Origin of the sequence: Mycolicibacter heraklionensis (assembly GCF_019645815.1) — a bacterium.
Lineage (GTDB): Bacteria > Actinomycetota > Actinomycetes > Mycobacteriales > Mycobacteriaceae > Mycobacterium > Mycobacterium heraklionense.
Genome location: NZ_CP080997.1, coordinates 4,222,185 through 4,234,063, shown reverse-complemented (window position 1 = coordinate 4,234,063; position 11,879 = coordinate 4,222,185). Strand labels below are relative to the sequence as shown.

General features: G+C 67.8%; 13 protein-coding genes. 9 read left to right on the top strand and 4 right to left on the bottom strand.

Translation table 11 applies throughout. The features are described 5' to 3' along the window. Nucleotides 1-14: 14 nt before the first annotated feature. Nucleotides 15-467 (top strand): MarR family winged helix-turn-helix transcriptional regulator, encoded by a 453-nt coding sequence (locus K3U94_RS20135; protein WP_047318184.1) that lies wholly within the window; start codon nucleotides 15-17, stop codon nucleotides 465-467. Nucleotides 468-475: 8 nt separating this feature from the next. On the opposite strand, the gene K3U94_RS20130 is transcribed toward K3U94_RS20135, so the two are convergent. Further along, a complete protein-coding gene (locus K3U94_RS20130) occupies nucleotides 476-1,687 on the bottom strand; it encodes a cytochrome P450 (protein WP_047318185.1) in 1,212 nt (403 codons plus the stop codon). Further along, complete coding sequence (locus K3U94_RS20125; protein ID WP_220694819.1) at nucleotides 1,684-2,850, bottom strand: spirocyclase AveC family protein; 1,167 nt, start codon at nucleotides 2,848-2,850, stop codon at nucleotides 1,684-1,686. The genes K3U94_RS20130 and K3U94_RS20125 overlap by 4 nt, the downstream gene beginning before the upstream one ends. 99 nt (nucleotides 2,851-2,949) lie before the next feature. Between K3U94_RS20125 and K3U94_RS20120 the strand changes: the two genes are divergently transcribed. The 8 genes from K3U94_RS20120 (at nucleotide 2,950) to purM (ending at nucleotide 10,415) form a co-directional block, all read left to right on the top strand. Continuing rightward, a complete protein-coding gene (locus tag K3U94_RS20120; RefSeq protein WP_047318187.1) occupies nucleotides 2,950-3,552 on the top strand; it encodes a TetR/AcrR family transcriptional regulator in 603 nt (200 codons plus the stop codon). A 114-nt stretch (nucleotides 3,553-3,666) separates the two neighbouring features. Beyond that, a complete protein-coding gene (locus K3U94_RS20115; RefSeq protein WP_220694818.1) occupies nucleotides 3,667-4,425 on the top strand; it encodes an SDR family NAD(P)-dependent oxidoreductase in 759 nt (252 codons plus the stop codon). After that, nucleotides 4,422-5,657, top strand: coding sequence for an aromatic ring-hydroxylating dioxygenase subunit alpha (locus K3U94_RS20110; RefSeq protein ID WP_220694817.1), 1,236 nt, complete (start codon nucleotides 4,422-4,424; stop codon nucleotides 5,655-5,657). Before K3U94_RS20115 ends, K3U94_RS20110 begins: the two co-directional genes overlap by 4 nt. Next, nucleotides 5,654-5,989 (top strand): hypothetical protein, encoded by a 336-nt coding sequence (locus K3U94_RS20105; RefSeq protein WP_220694816.1) that lies wholly within the window; start codon nucleotides 5,654-5,656, stop codon nucleotides 5,987-5,989. The genes K3U94_RS20110 and K3U94_RS20105 overlap by 4 nt, the downstream gene beginning before the upstream one ends. Nucleotides 5,990-6,030: 41 nt before the next feature. Further along, on the top strand, nucleotides 6,031-6,876 hold the full coding sequence (locus K3U94_RS20100) for a TauD/TfdA dioxygenase family protein (RefSeq protein ID WP_220694815.1): 846 nt from the start codon (nucleotides 6,031-6,033) through the stop codon (nucleotides 6,874-6,876). Nucleotides 6,877-6,903: 27 nt separating this feature from the next. Beyond that, the gene (locus K3U94_RS20095; protein ID WP_220694814.1) at nucleotides 6,904-8,046 is read left to right on the top strand and encodes an acyl-CoA dehydrogenase family protein; all 1,143 of its coding nucleotides are present in this window, start codon (nucleotides 6,904-6,906) and stop codon (nucleotides 8,044-8,046) included. Next, entirely contained in the window at nucleotides 8,043-9,272 is a 1,230-nt protein-coding gene (locus K3U94_RS20090) for an acyl-CoA dehydrogenase family protein (RefSeq protein WP_220694813.1), read from the top strand. The genes K3U94_RS20095 and K3U94_RS20090 overlap by 4 nt, the downstream gene beginning before the upstream one ends. Before the next feature lie 57 nt (nucleotides 9,273-9,329). Further along, complete coding sequence (gene purM, locus K3U94_RS20085) at nucleotides 9,330-10,415, top strand: phosphoribosylformylglycinamidine cyclo-ligase (protein ID WP_047318194.1); 1,086 nt, start codon at nucleotides 9,330-9,332, stop codon at nucleotides 10,413-10,415. Between the two features lie 51 nt (nucleotides 10,416-10,466). Here purM and K3U94_RS20080 read toward each other — a convergent pair whose 3' ends face one another. Both K3U94_RS20080 and ygfZ read right to left on the bottom strand, forming a co-directional pair. Continuing rightward, nucleotides 10,467-10,634 carry a DUF3073 domain-containing protein gene (locus K3U94_RS20080; RefSeq protein WP_082133971.1) on the bottom strand — a complete coding sequence of 56 codons (168 nt, stop codon included), beginning with the start codon at nucleotides 10,632-10,634 and terminating at the stop codon, nucleotides 10,467-10,469. 136 nt (nucleotides 10,635-10,770) lie between these two features. After that, a complete protein-coding gene (gene ygfZ, locus K3U94_RS20075; protein ID WP_220694812.1) occupies nucleotides 10,771-11,853 on the bottom strand; it encodes a CAF17-like 4Fe-4S cluster assembly/insertion protein YgfZ in 1,083 nt (360 codons plus the stop codon). Nucleotides 11,854-11,879: the final 26 nt, after the last annotated feature.

Sequence of the window (11,879 nt, the reverse complement as noted above, 5' to 3'; positions counted from 1 at the left end):
TAGGGAAGCAGGGCATGGATCTCACCGGTAACATCCTGTGGCTGCTCAAGCAGGCCTTTTACTACTCACTGACGACGGTGAACGAGGCGATCAGCACTTACGGCGTGAGCACCGCCCAGATCGGTTTGTTGCGCCAGCTCGCCGGCGAACCCGGTCTGTCCGGCGCCGAACTGGCCCGTCGGCTGCTTATCACCCCGCAGGGGGTGCAACTTGCGTTGAGTGCGCTCGAGCGCAGCGGCCTGGTCGAACGCAAGCAGGATCCCCGCCACGGCCGCATCCTGCGGGCCTACCTGACCGATGAGGGGCGCGCGGTGACTTCGGCGGCCGTCACCGACGCGATCGCCGCCCACGACCGGGTATTCGGCGTATTGACATCCGACGAGCAGGAGACCCTGCGAGGTCTGCTGGCTCGTGTCGTGGAGCAGGGCACCGGCCACACCCTGTTCGCCGACCATGTGGAGCCCTGAGGACGACGTCACACACTCCCGACCCGCGCGGGCATACTGTCCCAACCGCGGACGGCTGAGGAGGACGAGAAGATCGCAGCGTCGAGATCGACCTCCCAGTCCGGGAAGCGGTTGAGGATTTCATCGAGGGCGATCCGGCCTTCGAGACGGGCCAGGGCGTTGCCAAGGCAGTAGTGGGCGCCGACCCCGAAGGTGAGGTGTTGCCCCGGTGCCCGGGTGACGTCGAAGGACTCGGCAGTCGCTCCGAACCGGCGCTCATCGCGGTTGGCCGCGCCGATCAGGGTCAGTATGGCGGCCCCGGCTGGGACCACCCGGCCGTGGAACTCGACGTCGCGCGTGACGTAGCGCGCGGCCTGCAGCGCCGGCGGTTCGCAGCGCAGGATCTCCTCAACAGCATTCCCCAGCAGAGAGCGGTCGCCGGCGAGGAGCCGGCGTTGATCGGGGTGCTGGGACAGCAACTTGCCGGTCCAGCCGATCAGTCGGGTGGTGGTCTCGGCGCCGGCCACGGCGACGACGTTCATGAACATCAGCAACTCCTCGCGGCGTAAGCGCCGCGTGCTGCCGGTCTCGTCAGTGAACTCGACTTGCAGGAGCTCGGTGGTCAGGTCGTCGGCCGGATGGTTCATGCGCCAGTCGATGAAGTCGGCGAAGACCTCCCCGTCGGTGAGTGCGCCGCCGGGGTTGTCGGTCAACTGCCCGCCGCGCTGGGTGCGCAGATGCTTGTCGCCGTCTTGTTGAACGCGCCGCTGGTAGTCCTCCGGAATGCCGAACAGCATGCCCACCACCCGCAGCGGCATCACCGCGCCGAGGTCGGTGACGAAATCGATTCGGTCGGCGCCGATCAACGGGTCCAGGCATCGGACGGTGAAATCACGGATGGCGGCTTCGAGTGAATTGATCTTGCGCGGCGTGAAAGCTCGGGCCAACAGGCTGCGGTGGATGTCATGGATTGGCGGGTCCTCGAAGATCAGCATGCCCGGCGGGATCTCGATGCCGGACTTGAGGATCTCCAACACCACACCGCGGGCCGAGCTGAAGGTCTTGTGGTCGATCAGGGCCTGATTGACGTCCTCGAACCGGCTCACGGCGTAGAAGTCGTGAACTTCGTTGTAGTACAGCGGCACTTCGGCCCGCAGCCGTGCGAACATCGGATAGGGGTCGGCGTTGAGGGCGACGTCCCACGGGTCGTAGTACACGTCCTGGGTTGCGTTGGCGGTCATGACGTTCCGTTGTCGTCGCGCTCAAAGGGCACCACGGCTGGTAGGTCGACACCGTTGGGCATCACCAACCTGCCGTCGACGTCGATGTAGCCGGATCGGTTGGTCGGCAGCGGCAGAACAGGATTCGGGCAGGGCCGATCGGTGCCGTCGCCGCAGATCCCGCCGGTGAAGTACGACCGCTTCTGATGGTCGGCCGGCCAAGGGTCGGAGTGCAGGGCGATCCATTGCGCAGGAACCATGTAGAGCACGAAGAAGCACGCGCTGACTCCGGCGAAGATCGCCAGGAACCGGGTGAACTGCTGACGAGCCAAGCCGCCTCGCACGTGGTCGAGACCTCGTTCGACGACGGTGCGCCCGTGGTCGTCGGTGAAGAAACGCAGCGAACACAGTGCCGCCTGGACCGCGCCCCACATCAGGCCTTCGTAGAGGGGCCATTGGTAGTAGGTGTCGGCATGGATCGACACCGACCGGATGGCGCCCGGGTAGGTGTAGAAACCGATCGGCAGCAGGACCAAGCCCTCCATGACGAAGTCGAACACGATCGAGATCGCGTAGATGACGGCAATGAGCCGCAGGTTGCTGACGGAGGGCCAGCGCGCCTTGATCTTTCCCATGATCCAGCACCCGGCGATGGTGATCAGCAAAACGCCGTAGGCGTATCCCGGGATATTCGTCAGCAGGGGTTCGGCCACCTGGCGGCCGGGCTCCTCGGGCGATACCCAGCCGGGGATATGCGATGTCCACGAACCCCGGTTGAACAGCCAGGTGTTGTAGGTGCACCAGGTGTTGAAGTAGTTGAGCAACGGATCCAGGAAAAACATCAGGCCCATGGAGACAAACAGCAAGCCGTCCAACGTGATTCTGCGCTCGCGGCGCCACGGACGGACGAAGAACCACCACACGGCTACCGGCAGGCCGACCCAGAGCACGATGGCGTTGGCCATCAGGGGCACCTTCATGTACAGCGGCGGATCGTTCGGCCCGCCGGGGACGCGCTCGAAAAAGGGCCCGGTGATCCACCGGGCCCACACGTACAGCTGCAGTGTCAGCAGTGCTCCGCCGACCGCCGCCCACACCCTGATCGGCCCGCCGTCGACGTGGCCGCCGGGCTCCGGCCCGGTAGGGACGGACCCGGCCTGGTGGATCGACAATCCGCTACTCATCGCGCGGTCTCCTTCCGGGGTGGCCCAGCCCCGGCTAATATACTCATCGGTATCTGGGATGCCAATAGGTATCGAAGATTCTGTGGGACAATTCGGGCCATGGTGGAGCAGTGGACCCGCGAGCGCCGGCTTGAGCGCACGCGGTCGCTGCTGCTGGACGCCGCCGAGGAAGTCTTCGCCGAAAAAGGTTTCACCACTGCGACTCTCGATGACATCGCCCAGGCGGCCGGCTATACCAAGGGCGCCATCTACAAGCACTTCGCGGCCAAGGACGAACTCTTCCTGGCGGTCAGTGATCGCTACTGGCGCCGGTACTTCGAGAACTTCGCCGAGGTGATGGCGAACGCGACGCAGGTGGGGGTGCGTGAGCTCGACGACATCGCCGAGCGCTGGCAACGACTGAGCCGGGACCGCGGAGCCGAGCATGCGGCGCTCGGGTACGAGTTCACGCTGTATCTGCTGCGCAACCCCGAAGCCCGGGCCCGCGTCGCCGCCAAGCGGGCCGAGGTCGTCGAGCAGCTGGCGAAATTCATCGTCGAGGGCGTCGAACGGCTCGGGGGAACCCTGCTGATCCCGGCCCTCACCCTGGCGCAGGTGCTGGTCGCCACCAGCGACTCCGCCGTGCTGGCCAGCGAGCTCGACGGGATTGACCTCTACCGGCCGGCGGTGGCGATGTACGTCGCAATGATCAAGCTGCCCTGACGACGGCCGCAGGGCTGGATATCCACCACTTGAGGACAATGACAAGTACTTGATAATATTGCCGGCGATGCCGTCCAGGGTTGCGATTCGCCGATCGACGCCGAAGGGGATGCCATGACTGCAGGGGTGCCGCAGCGGGTCGCTGTGGTCACCGGCGGAGGATCGGGCATGGGCGAGGCCACCTGCCACGAACTGGGCCGGCGCGGCTATCGGGTCGCTGCTCTGGACGTCAATGGTCAAGCCGCGCAGCGGGTTGCCGACGACCTGCGGGGCCGCGGGGTAACCGCGCTGGGTGTCGAAGCCGACGTCACCGATCGAACCGCCGTCGACGAAGCCTTCGCCAAAGTGCGCAGCGAACTCGGGCCGGTCGCCGCGCTGGTCACCAGCGCCGGACTCTTCGGCTACTCGGCCTTCGCCGACATCACCCCGCAGGCGTGGGCGCGGATCATCGACGTCAACCTGACCGGGACGTTCCACTGCTGTCAGGCCGCGCTGCCGGACATGGTCGCCGCCGGGTGGGGACGCATCGTGATGATCTCCTCCTCCAGCGCGCAGCGCGGATCGCCGTTCGCCGCGCACTACGCGGCATCCAAAGGGGCGGTCATCACGCTGACCAAGTCGCTGGCTCGCGAGTACGCCGCCCACGGCATCACGGTCAACAACATCCCGCCGTCGGGCATCGAGACACCCATGCAGCACCAGGGCCAAGCGGCCGGATATCTGCCGTCGAACGAACAGATCGCCGCCAACATCCCCATGGGCCGGCTGGGCACCGCGGCGGACATCGCCGCGGCAGTCGGATTCCTGTGCTCGGAGGAGGCCGGCTTCATCACCGGCCAGGTACTCGGTGTCAACGGAGGAGCGGTGTTGTGACAGCACAGTTTTCGGCGCGATCCGGGCGGACTGCGGAGGGTTCCTGGACCGAGCACTACCCGGAACTGGGCACCGGTCCGGTTTCGTTCGCCGACTCCACGTCACCCGAGTTCTTCGAGCTGGAACGCGAAGCGGTGTTCAAACGCGCCTGGCTCAACATCGGCCGCGTCGAAGAACTGCCCCAGCACGGCTGCTATGCCACCAAGGAAATCGAAGCCGCCCGAGCCTCCATCCTTCTCCTCCACACCGACGGCGGGATCCGGGCGTTTCACAACATCTGCCCGCGGTGCGCGACCAAACTGGCCTGGCACGACTTCCCGGATCGCGAAACGTCTGGACAAGGTGAGGCCATCACCTGCAAACGCTGCCGCCGAACCCAGGGCTTCGACGACGCCGACGCCCGCGACCTGATCGGAGTGCACTGCGAGGATTGGAACGGCTTCATCTTCGTCAACCTCGACGACGAGCCGCGCCAGGGTCTACGGGAATTCCTCGGGCCGATGATCACCGGCCTCGATGGCTACCCATTCGCGAAACTGACCGAACGCTATGACTGGGTGGCCCACAACAACAGCAACTGGAAGATCTTCGCCGACGCGTTCCAGGAGTACTACCACGTGCCGGCGCTGCACTCCCAGCAGGTGCCCGCCCAGGTGCGGGTGCCCGGTGCCGGTTTCACCTGCGGGCATTTCCAGCTCGACGGCCCGCACCGGTTGGTGTCCACCGCCGGCCGCCGCCGATGGCTGCTGCCCCCGGAATACATGTACCCGATCGAGCGGGCCACCCGCAGCGGGCTGGTCGGTCCCTGGGAAACGCCCGACATCGGTGAGCTGCCGGCCGGGGTGAATCCCGGCGGTATCGAGCCGTGGGGGATCAGCAACTTCCAGATCTTCCCCAACACCGAGATCCTCATCTACGGCGGCTGGTACCTGCTCTACCGGTACTGGCCCACCTCACACAACACCCACCGGTTCGAGGCCCACACCTACTTCCATCCGGCGCGCACCGTGCGTGAACGCATCGAGCACGAGGTCGCCTCGGTGGTGCTCAAAGAGTTCGCGCTGCAGGACGCGGGCATGCTCGGCGGCACCCAGGCGGCGCTGGAATACGGTGTCGTCGACGACTTTCCGCTCAACGATCAGGAGATCCTGGTCCGCCACCTGCACAAGGTGGTCGTCGACTGGGTGGACGACTACCGGCGCGACCCTGCCGGTGCGGGAGCGGTGCGATGACCGCCGCGCGGCTGCCGAGTGCCTTCGCCGAACTCGAGAAGTTCGCCGAAACCTGGTGTTTGCCAACCGAAACCGAACGCTTCAACCAGCGGCTGGCCAGCACCATCCCGGAGCTGCGGGAGTTCTATGACGCATTCTTCCCGAGGCTGGAGGACGCGATCGACTACTGCGACAAGTTCCCGCTCGACGAGCTGCCCGAGGACGCCCTGAACCTGCTGCACCTGATCTATTCGCTGGTGATGGTGGCCATGGCGGTGGAGATCATGGGTCAGCCCGCACCCGTCGATGCCGCCGACGCCGTCATGGTCCGCACCGGCTGGCCGGTTCCGTAGCGGTCGCAGGAGCCAAAACCCTTGTCAGAAAGGACAGACCGATGAGTCTGCTCACCATCAATAAGCTGACGTCCTCGGTCGGTGCCGAGGTCACAGGCGTCGATCCAGAGCGCCTGTCCGCCGACGAGGGCTTGGGTGCTGCGGTGCTCGAGGCGTTGGAGGACAACGGAGTTCTGGTCTTCCGCGGCTTGGGTATCGACCCCCGCTCCCAGGTCGCGTTCTGTGGGCGCCTCGGCAGTGTCGACCACTCCTCGGACGGCCACCACGAGGTCGCGGGCATCTACCCGGTCACGCTGAACCACGCCAAGAACTCCTCGGCGAGTTACCTGCGCGCCACCTTCGACTGGCACATCGACGGGTGCACACCAACCGGCGACGAATACCCGCAGAAGGCCACCGTGCTCTCGGCGGTGCAGGTCGCCGAGCGGGGCGGGGAAACCGAATTCGCCAGCTCGTACGCCGCCTACGACCTGCTCACCGGCGACGAGAAGGAACGCTTTCGTGGGCTTCGCGTGGTGCACTCGCTGGAGGCGTCCCAGCGCCGCGTCACCCCCGATCCGTCGCCGGACGAGCTGGCCCGCTGGCGGGCCCGGCCCACCCATGAACACCCGCTGGTGTGGACGCACCGCAACGGCCGCAGATCGCTGGTGCTGGGCGCCTCCACCGACTATGTCGTCGGGATGGGTCTCGACGAGGGCCGCGCGCTGCTGGATGAACTGCTGCAGCGTGCCACCTCGGCCGACCGGGTCTATCGTCACCACTGGTCGGTGGGCGACACCGTCATCTGGGACAACCGCGGTGTGTTGCACCGGGCCGCTCCCTATGACCCCGATTCTCCCCGCGAGATGCTGCGCACCACGGTGCTCGGCGACGAGCCCATCCGGTGACCCGCCGTTGGTTCAGGAGGAGACGACATGACCGGGCTGTCAACGGAGAGCGAGCTGTTTGTCGCTACGGCGCGCGCATTCCTGGACAAGACCGCGGCGCTGAGCGACTACCGCGACCTGCACGCGCGGGGCGGATCCTATGACGCCGCATGGTGGCGGCAGGCAACCGAACTCGGTTGGGCCGGCCTGCTGGTGCCCGAGGAACTGGGCGGCGGCAGCGTCTCGGGCTGCGGCCTGCGCGACCTGGCCGCGATCGCCACGGAGATCGGACGCACCGTAGCCGCCGGGCCGCTGAACCCGGTGAGCGTGGTGCTGGCCGGTCTTGTCGACGCCGACAACCGGGGCATTCACGCGCAGAGCATCGCCGCGCTGATCGCGGGGGAGATGGTGGCGACCTGGGCCGCCGACGAACCCGGCCGGGCCTTTCGTCCCCAGCAACCGGGCCTGACCGCGACGAGGACGGTCGGCGGCTACCGGCTCAACGGGGTCAAAGATCGGGTGGAGGCCGCCGACCGTGCGGACCTGGTGCTGATCGGTGCGCGTACCGATGACGGTGCGGTGCGCCAGTTCCTGGTCCGCACCGACAGCGCCGGAGTGCAGGTGGCGCCGCAGCCCGGCATCGATCTGGTGAAGCAGTACGCGCGGATCGAGTTCAGCGACACCGAGATCGACGCGTCCGCGGTGGTGGGCACCGCGGCACAGACCGCCGCACTGATCGACCGGCAGACTCAGGTCGGGATCGTGCTGGTGTGCGCCGAAACCGTCGGGATCCTGGACGCCGTCATGACCATGACCGTGGCGTGGGCCCGCGACCGGTACAGCTTCGGTCGGCCGCTGGCGTCCTACCAGGCGATCAAACACCGGCTCGCAGACATGACCATGTGGCTGCATGCCTGCCGCGCGATCACCGCCGGCGCCGTGGACAAGGTGCCCGCGCGTGATCCCGACGCGGCGATGTGGGCCGGGGCCGCCAAGTCCTATCTCGGCGAACACGCCGGTCGGCTGATTCAGGAGTGCGTGCAACTGCACGGCGGAATCGGGGTCACCTGGGAACACGACCTGCACCTGTATCTGCGCCGGGCCACCCTGTACCGGAACCTGCTCGGTACTCCCGCCGAGCACCACCGGGCCATTTATGCGGCCGCCCGCAGCACGGAGCCGGCCGCATGACCGACATCACCGTCGAAGCCTTCGCCGCGTCGGCGCGTGACTGGTTGGCCGCCAACATGCCGCGCTTGGACCCGCGGCACCCGCCTCGCAATGGGCGCGACGACGACGCCGCCTGGCAACGCGCACGTGAACTGCAGCGGCGGCTGTACGACGGCGGCTTCGCCGGGATCTGCTTCCCGCGCGAATACGGCGGTCTCGGTCTGGACATCAGCTACCAGAAGGCCTTCGACGCCGAGTCCGCCGGCTACGAGATGCCGCTGATCCTCAACGTCCCGACCTTCACGATCTGCTGCGCCACGCTGCTCGACACCGGCAGTGCGGAGCAGAAGCGTCGCCACATCAGCGCCGCGCTGCGTGGCGACGAGGTGCTGGTGCAGCTGCTCTCGGAGCCGAGCGGCGGGTCCGACCTGGCCGGCCTGATCACCCGCGCCGAGCCGGACGGCGACGACTGGTTGGTCAGCGGGGCCAAGACGTGGAGCACCAGTGCGTTCGCCGCCGACTTCGGGCTGCTGCTGGCCCGCACCGATTCGACGGTGCCCAAGCACGACGGGCTGACGATGTTCCTGGTGCCGATCGACGCACCCGGCGTCACCCTGCGCCGCATCGAGCAGGTGGACGGCTCCAACGAGTTCTGCGAGGAGTTCTTCGACGGGTTGCGGCTGGGGGCAGACGCGGTCGTCGGTGAGGTGAACAAGGGTTGGGACGTCGCTTCGCGGCTGCTCTACCACGAGCGTCGGGCGGTGGGGCAGGGTTCGGAGTTCGCCAGCGGGCGAGGCCCCGAACGCACCGAGATGGCCGCCGGCGACTTCCTGACCCTGGCGTGCGACGCCGGCGCCGCGGACGACCCGCTGACCCAGGACCAGATCGGTCGGGTGCTGGCCCGGCGCATGGTGCGCGACACGCTCATCGACTACGCCGGCCGCGGCATGCGCAGCGGTGCACTTCCGCCCGCCGCGGCCTCGATCATCCGGCTGTTCCACTCCGATGTCACCTACCTGGAGGTTGACACCGCAATGGCGGTCGCCGGGCCGTTGGCCGTGGTGGACGACGAGGCGCACCTGCTCAGGGCGGGCCGCCGGTATCTGTCGCGACAGACCGTGGGGCTGGGTGGCGGCAGCGACGAGATGGCGCGCAATGTCATCGCCGAACGGGTTCTGGGCCTGCCCCGGGAGTACGCCGCCGACCGCGGCGTGCCGTTCAACCAGGTGCGCCACAACCGGCTCTGAGACCGCAAAGTCGAGCGCGATACCGTCCACAGTCGGCGACCGGTAGCCTTTACCGCGATGACCTCAGCAGAATCAAGCTCCCAGGGCGTTACCTACGCATCGGCAGGAGTGGACATCGACGCCGGTGACCGGGCCGTCGAGTTGTTCAAACCGTTGGCCGCCAAGGCCACCAGGCCCGAGGTGCGGGGTGGGCTCGGCGGCTTCGCCGGCCTGTTCGCTCTGCGCAACGACTACCGTGAGCCGCTGTTGGCGTCCTCCACCGACGGCGTGGGCACCAAGCTGGCGATCGCCCAGGCGTTGGACAAACACGACACCGTCGGCATCGATCTGGTCGCCATGGTCGTCGACGACCTGGTGGTGTGTGGCGCCGAGCCGCTGTTCCTGCAGGACTACATCGCCGTCGGCCGCACCGTGCCGGAGCGGGTCGCGGCGATCGTCTCCGGGATCGCCGAGGGTTGCGTGCAGGCCGGCTGCGCGCTGCTGGGCGGGGAGACCGCCGAGCACCCCGGCCTGATGGAACCCGATCACTACGACATCTCCGCGACCGGCGTCGGCGTGGTGGAGGCCGACGACGTGCTCGGACCGGACCGGGTCCGGCCCGGTGACGTGCTGATCGCGATGGGCTCGTCGGGCCTGCACTCCAACGGCTACTCGCTGGCGCGTGCGGTGCTGCTGGACATCGACCGGATGAATCTGGCCGGCCATGTCGAGGAATTCGGCCGCACTCTGGGTGAGGAACTGCTCGAGCCGACTCGCATCTACGCCAAGGACTGCCTGGCGCTGGCCGCCGAGACGCAGGTGCGCACCTTCTGCCACGTGACCGGCGGCGGCTTGGCCGGCAACCTGGCCCGCGTCATCCCCGACGGGCTGATCGCCGAGGTGGACCGTGGTACCTGGACTCCGGCTCCGGTGTTCGCGATGATCGCCCAGCGCGGACGGGTGAGCCGCGCGGAGATGGAGAAGACGTTCAACCTGGGGGTCGGCATGGTTGCCGTCGTCGCGCCGGAGGACACCGACCGCGCGCTGGCGATCTTGACCGCCCGCCACGTCGACTGCTGGCCGCTCGGCACAGTGGCCAAGCCGGGGAAGAAGACGGAACCGGGAGACGGGGCCAGGCTCGTCGGGGAGCACCCGAGGTTCTAGGCCCTACCGTGCCGATCAGGTCCAATGCGGACCGGCGTCACGCGTGGGCGCTCAGCGGCGCCAGTCGTCGTCGCCGTTCCACGAGTCGTCACCATCGGAGTCGTTGACCTCAGCCCCAGCCAGCTCACGTTGGAGCTGGGTGAAATCGGTCGACGGTGAGCTGTATTTCAGCTCTCGAGCAACCTTGGTCTGCTTCGCCTTAGCCCGGCCGCGGCCCATGGGGGGACCCCCTCGCGCAATAACGGAGCGGCCCAACAAGCAGGCGGCTCCGATCTGAATGTGTTTATTGTCCTGCCGACAGCTTACCGTGCCGATCGGGGAGCTGCCGACCTGGCCTGTGCCGGTGTGACCACGATCAAAGCCGGCCCCGTAGCCGGTCAACGGCGAGCCGCCCCGCGCCCCGCACATCCGGCGGCGGCATGGATTCCGGGTCGATCACCGCACTGACCTCGGACTCGGCGCCGGTCAGCAGCGGAGTGTCGGCCGGAAGTCCGCGTTTGAGCAGTGCCAGCGCGATCGGACCCAGTTCGAAATGGTCCACCACCGTGCCCAGCCGGCCCACCGGGCGCCCGCCCGAGGTGACCGGATCTCCGGTCCCGGGCCGGTCCACCGATCCATCCAGGTGCAGCAGCACCAGCATCCGGGGCGGTTTGCCCAGGTTGTGCACCCGTGCGACGGTCTCCTGCCCGCTGTAGCACCCCTTGTCCAGGTGCACCGCGCCGACGCCGGGCCCGCCGATCCAGTTCAGCTCGTGCGGAATGGTGCGCTCGTCGGTGTCCACGCCCAGCCGCGGGCGCCGCGCGGCCACCCGGGCGGCTTCGTAGGCCCATATTCCGGCGGGGCGCACCCCCGCCTGGGTCAGCCGACGCTGCCACCCGCTCTTGTCGGCGCGCGGTACCAGCAGTTCCAGCGTGTCGTGGCCGGGCGTTCGTCGAACGAAACCCTCGGAATCCGGAAGCGGTACCGCGGTAGCCCCGGGCGGTGCGGCCAGCCCCAGCGCGTCGAGGACGGCCGGGGCATCCCGGTCGGGACCCAGCAGCGACAGCACCGCGAGATCGATCGGCTCGGTGACGGTGACGTCCGCCCAGAACACCATCTTGCGCAGGTGTTCGGCCAAGGGCGCGCCCCGCCACGGCTCGGTGTCGAGGTAGGTCCGCTCGCTGCGATCGGTCTGGATCCAGTGATTCTGGATGTGCCCCTTGGCGTCCAAGGTCAGGTTCTCGGTGCTGGCGCCGTCGGGAAGATCGGCGACGTGCTGCGTCGACAGACTGTGCAGCCACGTCTTGCGGTCCGCGCCGCTCAGCGAGAGCACCGCCCGGTGGGAGCGATCCACCAGCACGGCGGCGGTTTCGGCGCTGCGCTGCTCACTGAACGGGTCGCCGTAGTGCCAGATGGCGCCCGCGTCGGGGCCGGAATCGGGTGCGGGGACGGCGGACACGTGTCAACTCTACGGAGCCGCTACGC